14 protein-coding genes are annotated in these 16,000 nt (G+C 61.5%); 7 read left to right on the top strand and 7 right to left on the bottom strand.

The window, feature by feature from the left end; translation table 11 throughout:
* Positions 1-38: 38 nt before the first annotated feature.
* The 3 genes from AArcS_RS08990 to AArcS_RS09000 all read left to right on the top strand — a co-directional run bounded on the left by AArcS_RS08990 (position 39) and on the right by AArcS_RS09000 (position 4,301).
* The gene (locus AArcS_RS08990) at positions 39-1,646 is read left to right on the top strand and encodes an alkaline phosphatase family protein (protein ID WP_238477087.1); all 1,608 of its coding nucleotides are present in this window, start codon (positions 39-41) and stop codon (positions 1,644-1,646) included.
* The gene (locus AArcS_RS08995; RefSeq protein WP_238477088.1) at positions 1,643-2,647 is read left to right on the top strand and encodes a GNAT family N-acetyltransferase; all 1,005 of its coding nucleotides are present in this window, start codon (positions 1,643-1,645) and stop codon (positions 2,645-2,647) included. Before AArcS_RS08990 ends, AArcS_RS08995 begins: the two co-directional genes overlap by 4 nt.
* 88 nt (positions 2,648-2,735) lie before the next feature.
* On the top strand, positions 2,736-4,301 hold the full coding sequence (locus tag AArcS_RS09000) for an alkaline phosphatase family protein (RefSeq protein ID WP_238477089.1): 1,566 nt from the start codon (positions 2,736-2,738) through the stop codon (positions 4,299-4,301).
* Positions 4,302-4,403: 102 nt separating this feature from the next.
* Here AArcS_RS09000 and AArcS_RS09005 read toward each other — a convergent pair whose 3' ends face one another.
* From AArcS_RS09005 to AArcS_RS09025, 5 genes are all read right to left on the bottom strand, one after another.
* Complete coding sequence (locus AArcS_RS09005; protein WP_238477090.1) at positions 4,404-5,561, bottom strand: DUF354 domain-containing protein; 1,158 nt, start codon at positions 5,559-5,561, stop codon at positions 4,404-4,406.
* 2 nt (positions 5,562-5,563) lie between these two features.
* Complete coding sequence (locus AArcS_RS09010) at positions 5,564-6,349, bottom strand: polysaccharide deacetylase family protein (RefSeq protein WP_238477091.1); 786 nt, start codon at positions 6,347-6,349, stop codon at positions 5,564-5,566.
* 97 nt (positions 6,350-6,446) lie between these two features.
* The gene (locus tag AArcS_RS09015; protein WP_238477092.1) at positions 6,447-6,689 is read right to left on the bottom strand and encodes a hypothetical protein; all 243 of its coding nucleotides are present in this window, start codon (positions 6,687-6,689) and stop codon (positions 6,447-6,449) included.
* Positions 6,690-6,691: 2 nt separating this feature from the next.
* Entirely contained in the window at positions 6,692-8,527 is a 1,836-nt protein-coding gene (gene glmS / locus AArcS_RS09020; protein ID WP_238477093.1) for a glutamine--fructose-6-phosphate transaminase (isomerizing), read from the bottom strand.
* A 264-nt stretch (positions 8,528-8,791) separates the two neighbouring features.
* Positions 8,792-9,388, bottom strand: a complete 597-nt coding sequence (locus tag AArcS_RS09025; protein ID WP_238477094.1) for a DUF7344 domain-containing protein — start codon at positions 9,386-9,388, stop codon at positions 8,792-8,794.
* A gap of 510 nt (positions 9,389-9,898) precedes the next feature.
* Between AArcS_RS09025 and AArcS_RS09030 the strand changes: the two genes are divergently transcribed.
* Entirely contained in the window at positions 9,899-10,186 is a 288-nt protein-coding gene (locus AArcS_RS09030; RefSeq protein ID WP_238477095.1) for a HalOD1 output domain-containing protein, read from the top strand.
* Here the strand turns inward: AArcS_RS09030 and AArcS_RS09035 are convergent.
* Complete coding sequence (locus AArcS_RS09035; RefSeq protein WP_238477096.1) at positions 10,174-11,139, bottom strand: transcription initiation factor IIB; 966 nt, start codon at positions 11,137-11,139, stop codon at positions 10,174-10,176. The two genes, AArcS_RS09030 and AArcS_RS09035, sit on opposite strands and share 13 nt — an antisense overlap.
* Before the next feature lie 373 nt (positions 11,140-11,512).
* Here AArcS_RS09035 and AArcS_RS09040 point away from each other — a divergent pair, with 373 nt between their 5' ends.
* From AArcS_RS09040 to AArcS_RS09050, 3 genes are all read left to right on the top strand, one after another.
* Positions 11,513-12,121 carry a DUF7970 domain-containing protein gene (locus AArcS_RS09040; protein ID WP_238477097.1) on the top strand — a complete coding sequence of 203 codons (609 nt, stop codon included), beginning with the start codon at positions 11,513-11,515 and terminating at the stop codon, positions 12,119-12,121.
* A gap of 320 nt (positions 12,122-12,441) precedes the next feature.
* Positions 12,442-13,242 carry an aldo/keto reductase gene (locus tag AArcS_RS09045; protein WP_238477098.1) on the top strand — a complete coding sequence of 267 codons (801 nt, stop codon included), beginning with the start codon at positions 12,442-12,444 and terminating at the stop codon, positions 13,240-13,242.
* 98 nt (positions 13,243-13,340) lie between these two features.
* Positions 13,341-14,870, top strand: coding sequence for a cryptochrome/photolyase family protein (locus AArcS_RS09050; RefSeq protein ID WP_238477099.1), 1,530 nt, complete (start codon positions 13,341-13,343; stop codon positions 14,868-14,870).
* A gap of 2 nt (positions 14,871-14,872) precedes the next feature.
* Here the strand turns inward: AArcS_RS09050 and AArcS_RS09055 are convergent, their stop codons facing one another.
* Positions 14,873-15,922, bottom strand: coding sequence for a saccharopine dehydrogenase family protein (locus AArcS_RS09055; protein WP_238477100.1), 1,050 nt, complete (start codon positions 15,920-15,922; stop codon positions 14,873-14,875).
* Between the last annotated feature and the right edge of the window lie 78 nt (positions 15,923-16,000).

Below are 16,000 nucleotides of genomic sequence, written 5' to 3' on the forward strand. Positions count from 1 at the left end.
ATCCATAACAAAGAGTTGCTCCCACCACGCTATCGTACATGCAAACACTGCTTGTCGGTATCGATGCAGCCTGCAAGCGGGTTCTGGACCCGCTGTTCGAGGCTGGGGCGACGCCGACGCTTGAATCACTGTTCGAGTCGGGCGTCTCCGGCGACCTCGAATCACAGATCCCACCGTGGACTCCGAGCGCCTGGCCCTCCATCTACACGGGGGTCAACCCGGGCAAACACGGCGTCTTCAGCTTCCTCACGTTCGATGGGTACGATTGGGACGTCCTCAACAGAACCGACGTCGACGAGTTCGCCATCTGGGAGCTGCTGGATCACAAAGGATATTCCAGCGTTGTCGTTAACGTCCCAGTCACCACGCCCCCGGACGAGATTGAGGGCGCGATCGTCCCCGGTTACACCGCTCCGGAAGAGCCACGCTGTCATCCCGAGGGGTTGCTCGAAGACATCAAAGAGGAGATCGGTGAGTACCGCATCTACGGCGGACGGCCGACCGGAGAGTCGCCGACCGAGGCCAAGATCGAAGAATACTGTGCGATGACACGAAGCCGCGGCGAAGCATTTCGCTATCTCGCGGATCGGTTTGACCCCGACTTCGGCTTCCTGCAGTTCCAGCAGACCGACACCGTGTTTCACGAGTATCCCGGCCACTGGGACGTCGTCGAACGGATCTACAGGGCCGTCGACGAGCAGGTACGGGCCACGATCGAAGAGCACGACCCCGACACCGTGATGATCGTCAGTGATCACGGGATCGGGGAGTACGACGGGTACGAGTTCCGCGTCAACGAATTCCTCGCCGACGAGGGATTCGTCGAACGGACTGCCGGGGAAAGCGGGATGCCCTCGTGGTCCTCGATCGCCGACTCCGAACTCCGCGAGGGGAAAACGGGAGCGACCGAGGAACGCTCGATGATCGAGCGATCGCTGTCGGCTGCCGCAAGTGTCGGGGTGACGAGCCAGCGGATCGCCGACGCGCTCGATCGGGTGGGACTAAAAGAGACCGTTGCGAAACGCGTTCCCGGCGACATCGCACGTGCAGCTGCCGAACAGGTGGATTTCGAGGCTTCGACCGCGTACATGCGATCCCGGATCGAGCTCGGCGTCCGGATCAATCTTGCGGGACGGGAGCCGTCCGGCGTCGTCGAGCCGAGCCAGTACGAGACTGTTCGGAGCCAGCTTATTGACGCGCTCGGAGCCGTCGAGACGCCGGACGGCGATCCAGTGTTCGAGGTGGTCGAACGCCGCGAAGCGTTGTTCCACGGCGATAACGTCGAGAACGCCCCAGACATCGTGACGATACCCTCCGAGTTCGATCACTTCCTGACGGCGTCGCTCCGCGGCGATCAGTTCGGTCCGCCACAGGAGCCCTGGAACCACAAGATCGACGGTAGCTTCGTGGTCTCCGGTGCGGCGGTCAGAGAGCCAGGCACTGCAACTGCCCATCTGTTCGACGTTGCGCCGACCGTCCTCTCGACGATGGGCGTGCCGGCGAGCGATCGGATGGATGGCTCCGCGATGCCCTGTGTGGAACCGGCCGGATCGGAGGCGTATCCGGAGTACGATCGGGACGAGACGACACGTACCGACGACGCTCACGTCGAGCAGCAACTCGCCGACCTGGGGTACCTCGAATGAGTATCGAAATAGAGCGGTTCGGTAGCGATGAGCGGGATCGTTGGAACCGGCTCGTCGAACGTTCGCCACAGGCGACCCCGTTTCACCGGTACGAAGCACTGGAGGTGCTCGCGGAGGACTCCGGCTCTGATCTGCATCCGTTAGTCGGATTCAAGGGACAGGAGCCGGTGGGCATCCTTCCGCTGTTCGGCCTCTCACTGGGCCCGATCACTGCGGCGTTCTCACCACCACCCGACCTGAAAGTGAGCTATCTGGGCCCCGCTTTGCTCAACTTCGAGAAACTCAAACAGCGAAAGGCAGAACGGCGACACGACAGCTTTGTCGATGCCTGCGTCGACTACCTTGACGCCGCGTGGAATCCAAACTTCACACAGCTACGGACCGGTCCGTGGTACGAGGATCCCCGGCCGTTCGCCTGGAACGAGTTCGACGTCGACCCTGCCTATACCTACGTGGTCGATCTCACGCCCGACCGGGAGACGCTACTGGCGTCGTTCAGCAGCGATGCGCGGAAAAACGCGACTGACGAAGTCGACGCCGATGTCGAGATAACGGTCGGAGATCGACGCGCAGTCAAGCGGATCATCACACAGGTGATCGAGCGCCACGCACATCAGGGCGAAAGCTACAAGCTGACGCCCGAAACCGTTACCAGATTGTACGGTCGGCTGGGCAGGGACCGGGTCCGGCCGTACGTCTGTACCGTCGATGGCGCGTTCGTCGGCGGCGTCGTGACGGTCGAGGACGACAGGACTGTTTACCGGTGGCAGGGCGGCGCGAAACCGGAGACCGACGTGCCGATCAACGACCGACTCGACTGGCGGATCATGACGGATGCGATGGATCGAGGACTCGATCGATACGATCTCGTGGGCGCGAACAACCAGCGACTCTGTGGCTACAAGGCGAAGTTCGCACCGGATCTCTACACCTACTACAGCATCCAGCACAGCACACACGGGATGGGGTTGATCTCGGGGCTATATAAGCAGATACGGTGAGCGTCTAGCGCAGAGATATCCGGTCCCTGCGTGGGCTAAGACGGACATTACAAACCGGGTAGCCGGGGCAGTGAGTTGTAGGTAAACCATGCAGACTACCAAAGCGTTCGTGCTGGGACTCGATGGCGTTCCGTGGAATCTCGTCGAACGATGGGCGAAGGATGGGGAACTCGAACACTTCTCGACGCTGTTCGAGGAGGGTGCGTCAGGCCCACTTGAAAGCACGATACCGCCACAGACTGCTCTGGCCTGGCCCTCTATCGCAACCGGCGTTCGCGCCGACACGCACGGAATCTACGACTTCCAGAACCTCCACGATAACTACACACACCGGATGGCAACGAGCGCGGACCGGGGCGGAACCGCACTCTGGGACTACCTCTCGCCGGCTGTGGTTGGGAACGTTCCGATGACGTATCCCGCCAGCGCGATCGACGGTCAGATGGTAACCGGAATGATGACGCCGGAGCAAAACGAGGGGTTCACCCATCCCCCGGAACTACGAGACGAGATCGAACGAAAGATCCCGGAATACGAGATCGGTCTCAAGTGGACCGAGTACGCGGACGAGCCGGCAGCACTCGTCGAGGACCTGCAGTCAAACGTCGAGAGCCGCCGCGAACTCATGCGACTGCTGATGGACACCGACGACTGGCAACTGTTCTTTTTCGTGTACACCGCGCCGGATCGGCTCCAGCATCTCAACTGGGACGAGGACGTCATCCTCGAACACTATCGATACCTCGACGAGATCCTGGGTGAAGTGATCGAGTATACGAGAGCCCAGAACGCCAACCTCTTTGTCGTCTCCGATCACGGGTTCGGGCCGATATCGAGGGTCGCGTATCCGAACCGGCTGCTGGAACGCGAGGGATTTCTTGCCCGGACGAACGACGACAACGGCCGGGGGGTGCTGGAGAAACTCGGCATCACGAAGGCGTCACTCGAACGCGTGCTAGATGGGGTCGGTGTCGACGAGGCCAAACTCGTCGACGCACTTCCGAATCGGATTACCGACACCGTCGCCAGACAGGTCCCTGGCGATCACCCACTGTACGACGTTGATTTCGACGCCACGACCGCCTTTTTCCACGGTACCAGCCATCTGTACGTTAACAGGAAGGGCCGGTTTGATCGGGGAACGGTTCGGTCTGACGAGGTCGAGACGGTCAAACGAGAGCTACGGGAGACCTTCGAATCTGCTACCGATCCGGAGACTGGCGAGCGCCTGTTCGACCTGGTCGATGGCGACAGCCTGTTCCCACGGGACGACCGGTCGCCCGACTTCATCGTGCAGGGGCGGGAGGGGTATCTGGTCCAGTCAGCACTGAGTGACACGTTCGTAACCGATACCGGAGCCATGGAAGCGACACACGATCACGAGGGGATCATCTTTGCGCTTGGTCCCTCAATCGCGGCGAACACACGAACAGAGGACGCGACCGTGTACGACGTCGCACCGACCCTCCTGCACAGCATCGGGGAGCCGATTCCCGAGGAGATCGACGGGACGGTTCTCGAAGAGATACTGACAATCGATGGCTCGCCGGAGCACCGAGAACTGAACCCGTCCATGGAGCGATCGGATGCCGAGACGGACGACGATTTTCAGGACGTCGAGGACAGGCTCCGCGGTCTCGGCTATATGGAATGACCCACTGGAACGTGAGGCAGTGACTCAGTATAGCGTGAGGCGGTTGTACAGTGAACGAAAATGGGCGGGACGTCGAAATCGAGTCCAGTCAGCTTTTCGCAGTCAGAAACCCATCGCCGGCGGATCTTCGAAGACGGCCGCGCCAACCTGACCGTCCTCGGCCAGCGTCGTGAGAAAGGTCGTCGTATCGATCTTCTCGGAAAGCAGTCGCTGTCGACGCTGCTCCCAGCGGTCGTCGGTTTCGGACTCCAGAATCTCGACCGCGCGCTCGATTGCGTCGGCATGTCTGGTCGCGTCGGCGTAGCTAAAAACGAGTTCGTACTCGTCGCGAAGCTCCCGAATATTCCCCATCCCGCGGATCGTCGTGACGAGGATCGCAGGCGTCCCGAGGATGGCGCTCTCGGTCGCCATGGTTGCACTTTCGCCGATGAAGAGGTCGGCATGATACAACAGATCGTGGATCCGTTCCGGCGGAGCCGTGATCTCGTAGGGTGCGAGGGCAGGCGGGAGCTCGCCTTCGGCGGTGATCACGACCGTCGCGCCCGCGGCTTCGAGCTGTTCGACCACGTCGGTGACGTCATCGATCCCCGAGTCGCCGATGTCGTGGGCAGCCTCCCACGAGACGAGACGAAGCACGACCAGTCGGTCCTCGGGATCGATCCCCATCTCCCGCACCGGCGCGGGATCGGGCGTGAACCGATCCGGGTGGAGGTAGGCGAGTTCGTGATACCCCGGGTACTTGATGTGGTTGTCCCCGATGTGATCGCTGTAGTACTCGGGGCTACAGACCTGATCGGCCATCGGATAGACGAACCGCTTGCGGTAGGTAGCATGTTCGGTATCGGTGAAGACGATGCTACGGCTTCCCAGCAGCGCCGCGACGTGGACGACGCCCGGCTCGCCGATCGCCACCATGACGTCCGGATCGATCCGGCGGGCCCGACGGAACAGCCGCCACTCGTAGGCCAGTTGCACAGCTGCCTTCCCCACGAGTCCCCCTGCCGCTCCGGCGAGTACCTCATGGTCGATCTCGTAGGCATCGAGCAGGTCCAGCGCGATATCTTTCTCGCGGGCGAAGACGTGTACGTGGTGGCCCCGATCTTCGAGATCGTCGATTGCGTTCCGGAAGAAGTGGACGTGTGCCGGGTGCTGTATCGTAATCACGATATCGAGCGCCCCGCCGTCCGACTGTGGCGCGAGAGCGTCGCTATCCAGCGGTGGTAGCTCCGACAGCGGGTCGTCAGTTGTCGATCCCGACATCGTCACGAGACGGCGACCAGTCCCCGCTTGGCCACGTTAATCGCGTGGTCTTTGGCCGACTCGATGACGAGCTCGCGGCGCGTTCGCGCCCAGCGGTTCGGATGCGAAAGGAGACAGGGCCGTGGAATCCGCCGGGATCGCAACAGTGCGATCAGCTCCTCGGTCGTCCCCACCTGAATCTCCTTGTCGCCCTCGCCCATCGTGTGGTCTTTGATCTTCAGGTCGCCGTCCCGCCAGGTTCGACCGGTGTCAGAGAAGTACGTCACGTCCTCGAAGTCCATCGAGAGGTAGGCCTCACCGAGGAGGCCGTAGGCGGCAAACTGATCATCGGACGTCGCCGAGTGGTCCCACATATCTCGGTTGTCGGTATCGGTGAGGGGGTTCCCGTGCATACAGACGGTATCGACCGTGGCGTGCTCGCGCAGTCGTGCGAGTTCCGTCTCGAAGGAGTCGTGGGCCGCCCCGACGTCGCCATCGGTGCGATCCATATCCTCGTAGTGGTAGCCGATCTCGTGGCCGAGTCGTTCGATCGTCCGGATCATCTCCGGGCGGAACGTCTTCTCGATCGTCCTGAAATAATAGGTGCTGGAGACGCCGTGGTCGGCCTCCAGTCGGGCCATATCGAGGGCGTTCTCGGCCTTGCGGTCGACGTCGTGACGCAGGATCACGAACTGCTGGGGGAGTGGATCGCTCGCGAGGTACTCCCGGACTGTGATGAACTCGTATCCAGCCTCCAGACCCGCATCGAGGAGGTCGGCGTATATCTCGAAGGTGAAGTCGCTGGGCATATCGTATCTGAACGGTCGACCTATCCGGGTAAAGTAACCAGACGCCTATCGGGCCAAACGGTGGGGTAAGCGACTGTTATCCCCGGAAATGGCGGTACTACTCTCGGGATCGCTGTCGCTGTGGGCCTCCCGACGAGCGGCATCGCGCCAGTGACTCGAAGTAATGGCTCAGTTCCCTGTCACGGGCGGCAAAGACCTCCCGAAGTTCGCGTTTCGAGGTATCCGGGGTGAACGCGACCGCGACCTTGACATCGTCGCCGTCGAACCCGATCAGCACCTGCTCGTCCTCGCCGTTCTGATACCAGTCGACATGGACGGTCTCGGGGTCGATGCGTGACATGACTACTCCACCGTGACGCTCTTTGCGAGGTTGCGTGGTTTGTCGATCGGGCGATCCAGATAGTCCGCGACGTGATAGGCCACCAGCTGGAGCTGGACGTTTGCCAGCAGTCCCGCGATGTCAGGATGACAGTCCGGGATCGTAATGGCGTCATCGACTGTCTCGATCACCCGGCTGTTGTCCTCGCTCACGATACCGATCACCGGTGCGCCGCGAGCCTGCACTTCCTCGACGTTGCTGAGCATCTTGTCGGTGTATCGCCCGGTGAAGACGGCAAAGACAGGCGTTCGCGGCGTGACGAGTGCGAGCGGGCCGTGTTTGAGTCCGCCCGCGGCAAAGCCCTCGGCGTGCTCGTAGGTTATCTCCTTGAACTTGAGTGCCCCCTCCAACGCCACCGGGTGGGCAATCCCTCGCCCGATGAAAAAGTACGAGTCCATCCCACGGTACCTGTCGATCACGTCGTTCGCTCGCCCGTCGTCCAGGACGCACTCGACGAGTCCGGGTAACGCCGAAAGGCCCGACAGAAGCTCACCCTGATACGGCGATGATTCCCCGGTACGGTCCTCACAGAGGCGCTCGGCCAGCAGCGCCAGCGATGCGACCTGTGAAGAGAACGTTTTGGTTGCCGCGACACCGATCTCGGGACCAGCCCTGATGAACATCGCATCGTCGCACTCGCGGGCGGCGGTCGATCCAACGACGTTCGTCAGCGCGAGCGTTTGGGCACCGCCTTCGGACGCACGGCGGAGGGATTCCAGCGTGTCCGCCGTCTCCCCACTCTGCGTTACGCCGATCACGAGGGTGTCCTCGTCGACCGGGGCTGGAAGCATCGCGTACTCGCCCGCACGGAACGTCTGCGAGCCGATACCGCGCCGGGCGAGCATCGCCTGCCCGTACAGCGCGGCGTGGTAGCTCGTTCCACAGGCAACGAACTGAATCTCGGAAACGTCCGCGAACGCCCCGGGTGGAAATTCATCCAGACAGACACGTCGGGCCGAACCCTCCCCGCCAGATTCCTCGACGATGCGCCCCTCGATGGTCTGGGCCAGCGAGGTGGGCTGTTCGCTGATCTCCTTGCGCATGAAGTGGTCGTAGCGCCCCTTCTCTGCATCCTCGGGCATCCAGTCGATCGTTCGAACCTCTCTGGTAACCGGATAACCGTCGGTGTCGGTGATCTCGTAGTCGTCCCGAGTGAGGGTAACGACGTCCCCGTCTTCGAGGTAGATAACCTGATCCGTGAACTCCAGGAACGCCGGTACGTCGCTCGCGAGGTACTGTGTCGTCTCGCCGAGGCCGAGAATCAGTGGCGAGCCGCGCCGGGTCGCGTAGACGGCGTCCGTCTCCGCCGAGACGGCCGCGATCGCGTAACTACCGTCGAGCTGGGCTGTGACACGCCGGAAGGCGTCCTGCATCGAGTGGCCCGCCGCAACCTCCTCTTCGAGCAAATGCGGGATCACCTCGGTATCGGTCTCGCTTTCGAACTCGTGACCGCGGTCGATCAGATCGGCTTTGAGTTCGTCGTAGTTCTCGATGATCCCGTTGTGGACGACAGCGATGGAACCGGTACAGTCGGTGTGGGGGTGAGCGTTCGCGTCGGTCGGCGCCCCGTGGGTGCTCCAGCGAGTGTGTCCGATCCCGATCTCACCAGCGGGACGAACCTCTCGAACCTGTGATTCGAGCCGGGCGATCTTCCCCTCGTGCTTGTGAACGGAGAGGCCGCTACCGTTCCTGAGGGCAATTCCGGCCGAGTCGTAGCCGCGATATTCGAGATTTGTGAGGCCGGTCAGGAGTTCCTCGAGCGCGTCTCCGCCGCCGACCCGCGCGGTGATCCCACACATTATTGATCCCTCCCCAAGAGTGAACGCGGTTCGAGCCGTGAACGGACGCGGACAGTACTGTACGGGTGGTCATCGGAGCGATACGATAGGTCCGTGGAGGTGTGCTGTGCGGTCATTGTAGATACCCCCGGCGACGCCGGGAAGCGGATACAGCCACCGACCGCATCACCCACCTTTGTTATAGATCAGGTGCCCAATCGGCAGCCACTGCTTAGTTCGGATAAGAAGCGTATACGACGGCTCTCGAACCGGCAAACGGAACGTTCAGTCGCGCTCTACTCTGGCGTGGGCCACCGCACAGCCTGCAAGCGCGGCAACCATTACGAGGACGATAGCGGAGGTGAGCCAGTCGGCCGGATAAAACCCGGCCTGGCCGATCAGGAAGAGTCCAGCACCGACGAGTGTGATCCCGAGGTAGTACTGTGGCCATGGCCGCCGCTCCTCGGTATCGATCCCGAGATACTCGTCTAGCTGGTCGGCGGTTTCGCCGAGTTCGATCGTCCCGCGATTGCGGTCGAAATCGACGACACCAGCGTCGTTCATCTTCGGAAGATGACACTGGTACAGACCGACGTAGACGCGCTTTCGTTCCCCCGAGGTCAGTGCCGCAACGGATTTGTCGTTTTCCAGTGCCGCGACGTGCTCGGCGAGGCTTCCGAGATCGATAGACCCGTCCTCCTGTTCTTTGAGGTGGTGCAGGACCCGCCGCCGCCGTCTGTTTTTCAGTATCTCGAAAACGATATCGAGTGGTAGCTGGGACGGTTCGGCTTCCACCTCCGCTTCCGACTCCCCCTCGGCCGGTGGTTCCGATGACAGATTCGGTTCCTCCGTTGCCGTCGCACTCATATTACTGCCTGTCATACTCTCCCCCAATCCGTTGTCCGTCGTTCGTCCAAGTGTATCGTCCGTGCATAATCTCCCCCATTCATTTGTTAATGCAGTACAGCCCCTTTCGCACCGATTTTCGTTCTGTCTATCTGAGTAGTCAACGGCTTGCATTGTAAAGTTAATCAAACAAAAATGATGCTTTTCCCCGTGAACTCTTGGCATGGCTTACTGTGTGTATAGAGTGGTCATACGGGCACACCAATCGGTAAGTTGGATATTATCGGCATAGCACGGTCGCGGTTCGACTCGTTACGGGTACGGCTTCGTATTGCGTTTTCATACGTCAATTGAGTGAAAATCGAGCCAGTCACTCGCCGTGTTTGAAGGCGGATCGCCGTAGCGCTACACCATATCTAATCAATACACATTCATATCTCGGGAAAATATTTATATCTTCAAAGGTCCAACAACATCGTATTAACTGGTCCTTGCTAGCAGAAACCAGTGACCGCCCCACGGATTGGATGATAGACCCCTGCAACGATGACAGACACACACCACCCCCAAAACGAGTTCGACCCCGAGTCAGCAGATCGGTACGAACTGGACGGCGACACGGAAACGAGCACCGCGGTGATCGAAGCCGTCGCCGAGACCGCTGGCTGTGATCCCCTGGATCTGGATCCGCTCGGAACGTACGTGAGCCCCGACGCGATCGACGCGCTATTTACTGACTCTCGGAGAAATCCGGATGCCACCGTCTCGTTCTTCTACGGAGATCACCAGGTCGTCGTCCGGAGCGACGGTACCATTCTCGTTCACGCAGACTGAAGTCCTTCGTCGACGACCTCGACCTGCTCTTGATATCGGTTTCTGATCGTGACGACAGTGACCTGTGCGACATCTGCGACATCCCGTTGTGTGATCTCCCTGTTACAGCGCTGTGCGGCGAGATAGATGGCGGCCGCCGCACACCCGGTTGGGGATTTCCCCGAGTGGACACCGCTTGCGACAGTCGTCTCGAGTATCTCCTTTGCCAGCTGTCTGATTTCGCCGTCGACGTCAAGCTGGGAACAAAACCGCGGGAGGTACTGTGTCGGGTCGACCGGTTTCATCACGAGATCAAGCTCCTGAGAGATATGCCGATAGGTCCGCCCGATCTCTTTGCGGTCGACCCGGGATACCTCGGCGAGTTCGTCGAGACTTCGCGGGATGTTCTCTTGACGGCAGGCGGCGTACAACGACGCCGTCGCGACGCCCTCGATGGACCGTCCGCGGATCAGGTCAGCATCGAGCGCTTTCTGGTAGATCACGCTCGCTACTTCACGAACCGAATGGGGAACACCGAGGGCGCTTGACATCCGGGAGATCTCCGAGAGCGCCTGCTTGAGGTTTCGCTCACCAGCGTCACCCGTTCGGATTCGCTGTTGCCACTTGCGGAGTCGTTGCATCCGGCTTCGCTGCTCGGGCTGAATCGTCCGTCCGTTTGCGTCTTTGTCCCGCCAGTCGATCTTCGTGGTGAGCCCCCGATCGTGCATTAGCTCCGTCGTGGGTGCGCCCACACGCGAGCGTGACTGGCGCTCACTGTGATTGAACGCACGCCATTCGGGGCCGTAGTCGATCGACTCTTCCTCGACGACGAGTCCACACTCGTTGCAGACGAGTTCGTGGCGATCCGAGTTGTGCACGAGCGTCCCGCTCTCGCACTCCCCACAGGTGGAGCCCTCTCTGGAATCTTCTTTCGTCTCTTCGCTCCGGCGTCGTGTACTGCTGTATGTGTTCATGTTGGACATGGATCTGGTGAACCGCCGACGGCTAGGTTTATACTGGATGCCGTCAGCCACTGGTATTTAATCGTCACTGTCGTTCGTCTCGAAAACGGAGTGTTTCGGGCTTAGTTATAGAGTGTCTAGTGGAGAACATCGGGGGCTTTACGGCCTCATACTCCGAGCTAACGACCGAGTACAGGGTCGTATACCGGGCGTACAGGGGTCCCGGGCAGGTGACGCCCATATACCATCCCACGCGCCTGCAGTTATCCGGTTACTGCGACCCAAACGTCCTAAACATTGTAGAATTTGTCCCTATCGACAACTCCCTGCTGTCATCGAAAACACCACATACACAGTGACTGCCGGGAAGTTAGACGTAACATATATGATGTCACGCGGTGCAGAAGAACATAGCAAGGACCTCGAAACGGATAACAAGGTTCACACATTGTATCATGATGGAACCGAACGCAACCGCTGGCATTCCGAAAGGTCGGAGTACCGAACGGACGAACAGGACGCTATCGAACGCGGGGCGGAGCGGATGACCGACCGGACCCCTGATACGCCCGGACGATCCGGAGAGCGGGCAGCCGACGAGTCCGACGAGGAGACGATCAGCAGCGAATCGTTCGAAGAGGTCGTCACGGAGGCCAGAGACACGGTCGACCCAGAGGCCGTCGAGGCGTCGGTCTCCACCATCGCGGAGACAGTCGAGGACGTGATTGATGGGGTGGGTAACAGAGCGGGAGAGAACATAGAAACTCCAGCGTTCGAGTTCGAGGAGACGGTCCAGCAAACGATCTACGTCCGGCCGTCCAGCCTACGAGAGTTAGAAGACCTCGAAGCGCTTGTCGACGCACGATTGCGAACCGACCACGATGTCCGGAACCTGACTGGAAGCGAGTTCTACGACGCGGTCGTTCGCGTCGCCGCGAACCACGAAGAGGAGCTACTCGCTGCCGTTCTCTCGGAACGAACGGGCGGAGAGTAAAGGAACTGGGTCAGTGGGCACGGACGGAGCTCTCCGTCTCCCCACGGCCCTCCACCGGATAGCTCGCAGCAGTCGTTTCCGCTGAGCACCACAGACATCGCTTTTCGACGAGAACGATGTCGTCGAATCGGTGACGGGAGTACACCCAGTCGTGCAACCCGAACCTGCATTTCAGCCGATGGATATTCACAGATAATGGTTATGGTTCTCGCAATAATAAGTTCGTGGTCGTCCCTTCGATGGATCACGGGTCGAGGGGAAAGAGATCGCACGCTGCCGTTTTCCAGAATATTATACGGTCAGGCATAAACTGTTGATACATGAGCTTCCACCGACTCGGCTTTGGAACCTACCAGATGACCGATCGATCGGAGTGTATCGACGCCGTGACCACCGCCCTCGACACCGGTTACCGGCACCTCGACACCGCACAGGGCTACGACAACGAGACGTACGTCGGCGAGGCGCTGGCCGACTCGGACGTCGACCGTGCGGACGTCTTCGTCGCGACGAAACTCGATCCCGGGAACCTCGCGTACGACGACGTGGTCGAGACGACCCGCGAGAGCGCGGAGCGTCTCGGTGTCGACCGGATCGATCTGCAGTACGTCCACTGGCCGCTCGATACCTACGATTCGGAAGCAACGCTGGACGGGCTCGCCGCCATCGTCGAGGAGGGACTAGTCGATCACGTCGGACTCTCGAACTTCACGCCGGAACTGCTTGAGGAGGCCATAGAGGGACTGGACGACCGGGGCGTCGATCTGTTCGCCCACCAGGTCGAGTGTCATCCGCTCCACCCCCAGGAAGAGCTGCGCTCGTACGCCCGCGAGGACGACCACTGGCTGGTCGCGTACTCGCCGATCGCGCGCGGCGAGGTGTTCGACGTGCCCGAGATCGTCGATATCGCCGAGAAACACAACGCGACTCCGGCACAGGTCAGCCTCGCGTGGCTCCTGGACAAAGAGAGCGTTGCCGCGATCCCGAAGTCGGCGACGCCCGCCCACATCCGGGAGAACTACGGCGCGCTTGACATCTCGCTCGATCCAGAGGACGTCCGCACGATCGACGGGATCGACCGCGAGTATCGAGTGGTCGACGGGGACTGGACCCCGTGGTAGGGACTGTACCCACGGTGGTAGGCCGAAGGGTTTTGTCGATACCGCCGTAACCGGAATCGAATGATCACGACAGACGCCATCGGAACGGCGAACCGACGATGACCGTACTCGTGCTTGGCGATGGGCTGACCCATGAGCGGGGACCGGTCGCCCGGCGACCCGACGAGCCAGTCCTGTTACTCGAAGCGGAGTCGTTCGCCCGCAAACTCCCGTATCACCCACACAAGCTCGTGCTCGTGTTTAGCGCGATGCGCCAGTTCCGCGACGACCTCCGGGAACAGGGCCGTACGGTACACTACCAGCAGGCCGAAAGCTTCGAGGAGGGGCTGGCCCGACACTTTGCGGCGCATCCTGGCGACGAACTGGTGGCGATGCGACCGGCAAGCGCGAACGCTGCAGACCGTCTCGACGACCTGATCACGGCACACGGCGGGTCGATCGAGTTCGTCGAAAACGAGACCTTCCTCTGTTCACCCGACGAGTTCGACCAGTGGGCTGGCGAGCGCGACGGCTACCGCCACGAGGAGTTCTATCGGTTCATGCGCCGGAAGACGGGCTACCTGATGGACGGCGACGAGCCGGTCGGCGGGGAGTGGAACTACGACGACCAGAACCGGGAGACGCCGGGAGAGGACGTCGATCCGCCGGACCCACCAGCCTACCGGCCCGACGAGACGACAGCCCGAGTCATCGAGTGGGTCACCGAGACGTTCGAGGGGAGCTACGACGGGCCGCCCTACGGCGGCGACTGGGCCGATCCGGAGCCGTTTCGCTGGCCCGTGACCCGCGAGGATGCTCTCGACGCGCTGGAGTCATTCTGTGAGGATCGGCTCCCGAAGTTCGGCCCCTATCAGGACGCGATGGTCGATGACGAGTGGGGAATGTACCACGCCCTGCTCTCGCCCGCGATCAACCTCGGCCTGCTCCATCCAGCGGAGGTCGTCGAGCGTGTCATCGAGGCAGGCGAGCGTGAGGACGTGCCGCTGAACAGCGTTGAGGGGTTTGTCCGGCAGGTGATCGGCTGGCGCGAGTTCGTCCGTCACGTCTACCGACGCGAGATGCCCGAACTCGCAGGGGCCAACCAGCTGGATGCCGATGAGGATTTACCGCCCGCGTACTGGACCGGCGAGACCGACATGCGCTGTCTCGACGATACCGTCGGGAGCGTCCGCGAGCGGGGCTACGCCCATCACATCCAGCGACTGATGGTCCTCTCGAACTTCGGCCTGCTCTACGGCGTCGAACCCACACAGCTGAACCGCTGGTTCCACGCAGGCTTTGTCGACGCCTTCCACTGGGTAACGACCCCGAACGTCGTCGAGATGGGGCTGTTCGGGAGCGGCGTCTTCGCCACGAAGCCGTACGCATCTTCGGCGAACTACATCAACAGGATGAGCGACTACTGCGGGAACTGCCCGTACTACCACACCAGAACGACGGGCGAGGGAGCCTGTCCGTTCAACGCGCTCTACTGGGACTTTCTCGATCGAAACGAGGACGATCTGCGCAGCAACCACCGGATGGGGCTAGTGTACAGTCATCTGGACAACAAAGACGAGGAGGAGCTGGCGACGATACGGGAACGCGCGACGAAGGTAAAAGAACTCGCGGCGTCGGGGAAGCTGTAACCCTACTCTACGCGCTCGATGCCCTCGAACTCGGTCGCAAATCCGGCCCCGAAGGCCGTCGACGGGGTCTGAAAGCCGCTCGAAACGTCGTCTTCGAGGAGACGTCTCGCCGCCTCGACTGTCGTCAGCTTCGTCGTCTCGTACGGGTCTGGCGTTCGGAGCCGCCCGGTAGTGCTCTCGCCCGCATCGTTCGTGACCCGCCCCCAGACCCGACAGACGTTCTCGGCCCGCTGTTCCGGCGACGGACCGGAGATCGACAGTTCAACCAGCCCCTTGAGGAGCCGCTGGACAGGCTCCGTCCGGAGCAGGGCACCGAGCGGACGCGTCCGCTGCATCGCGGTAATCCCTGTCTCGGGCACCGCGGTGTACACCTCAATGTCGCCGATTCCGGTCGAGTGGAACGCGGTGACGACATCGCCCCACGGGATCGTCACCGCCGATTCGGGACCGTTACCGAAGTCGATCTCGCGGGAATCCCACGCCGCAGGGACGTCTTCGAGTCGTCCATCGCGCCGGACCGCGCCGGGCGAGCCGAGCCCCTCGACAAGCGATTTTGCAGTACCCTGTGAGATGGTCGTCCCGCCGTCGATGGCGAGTTCGAGCCGCGTCGCATCGGGCAGGTCGCTCGCCAGACTCGCGGCCAGACAGTCAGTCGGAACGACATCGAAGCCGACCGCCGGAAGCAGCGTGACGCCCGCCTGCTCGGCGTCCCGATCTCGGTCGGCGATTCGGTCGATAACCTGGTACTCGCCCGTGACATCGAGGTAGTGTGTTTCGGTCGCCAGACACGCCGAGACGAGTGGATCCGCCGTCGCGGAGAACGGCCCCGCACAGTTCACCAGGACATCGATATCGGCCAGCTGGTCGGCGACGACAGTCGGGTGTTCGAGGCTGAACACGCGATGGCGACAGCCCAGTTCCGCTGTCTGTTGCTCGACCGGCTCGGCCCGACGGCCGGCGAGGATCGGATCGAGTCCGCTGGCGAGAGCGTGGTCGACGACCAGCGATCCGGTGTAGCCGTACGAACCGTAGACGAGGAGGTCAGCGCTCATAGTCGAACGTGGCGACAGACGGACAAAAAGTTGGGTGACGAACCCCGTTTCCCGTGGGTCAACGCGTATATCAGCGGC

Origin of the sequence: Natranaeroarchaeum sulfidigenes, from assembly GCF_017094485.1 — an archaeon.
In the GTDB taxonomy this organism is placed as follows: Archaea; Halobacteriota; Halobacteria; order Halobacteriales; family Natronoarchaeaceae; genus Natranaeroarchaeum; species Natranaeroarchaeum sulfidigenes.

What these genes read in the sequence shown, in the direction of transcription:
- AArcS_RS08990 (WP_238477087.1), top strand. Translation starts at nt 39, where the DNA reads ATGCAAACACTGCTTGTCGGTATCGATGCAGCCTGCAAGCGGGTTCTG.
- AArcS_RS08995 (WP_238477088.1), top strand. Translation starts at nt 1,643, where the DNA reads ATGAGTATCGAAATAGAGCGGTTCGGTAGCGATGAGCGGGATCGTTGG.
- AArcS_RS09000 (WP_238477089.1), top strand. Translation starts at nt 2,736, where the DNA reads ATGCAGACTACCAAAGCGTTCGTGCTGGGACTCGATGGCGTTCCGTGG.
- AArcS_RS09005 (WP_238477090.1), bottom strand. Translation starts at nt 5,561, where the DNA reads ATGTCGGGATCGACAACTGACGACCCGCTGTCGGAGCTACCACCGCTG.
- AArcS_RS09010 (WP_238477091.1), bottom strand. Translation starts at nt 6,349, where the DNA reads ATGCCCAGCGACTTCACCTTCGAGATATACGCCGACCTCCTCGATGCG.
- AArcS_RS09015 (WP_238477092.1), bottom strand. Translation starts at nt 6,689, where the DNA reads ATGTCACGCATCGACCCCGAGACCGTCCATGTCGACTGGTATCAGAAC.
- glmS (WP_238477093.1), bottom strand. Translation starts at nt 8,527, where the DNA reads ATGTGTGGGATCACCGCGCGGGTCGGCGGCGGAGACGCGCTCGAGGAA.
- AArcS_RS09025 (WP_238477094.1), bottom strand. Translation starts at nt 9,388, where the DNA reads ATGACAGGCAGTAATATGAGTGCGACGGCAACGGAGGAACCGAATCTG.
- AArcS_RS09030 (WP_238477095.1), top strand. Translation starts at nt 9,899, where the DNA reads ATGACAGACACACACCACCCCCAAAACGAGTTCGACCCCGAGTCAGCA.
- AArcS_RS09035 (WP_238477096.1), bottom strand. Translation starts at nt 11,139, where the DNA reads ATGAACACATACAGCAGTACACGACGCCGGAGCGAAGAGACGAAAGAA.
- AArcS_RS09040 (WP_238477097.1), top strand. Translation starts at nt 11,513, where the DNA reads ATGATGTCACGCGGTGCAGAAGAACATAGCAAGGACCTCGAAACGGAT.
- AArcS_RS09045 (WP_238477098.1), top strand. Translation starts at nt 12,442, where the DNA reads ATGAGCTTCCACCGACTCGGCTTTGGAACCTACCAGATGACCGATCGA.
- AArcS_RS09050 (WP_238477099.1), top strand. Translation starts at nt 13,341, where the DNA reads ATGACCGTACTCGTGCTTGGCGATGGGCTGACCCATGAGCGGGGACCG.
- AArcS_RS09055 (WP_238477100.1), bottom strand. Translation starts at nt 15,922, where the DNA reads ATGAGCGCTGACCTCCTCGTCTACGGTTCGTACGGCTACACCGGATCG.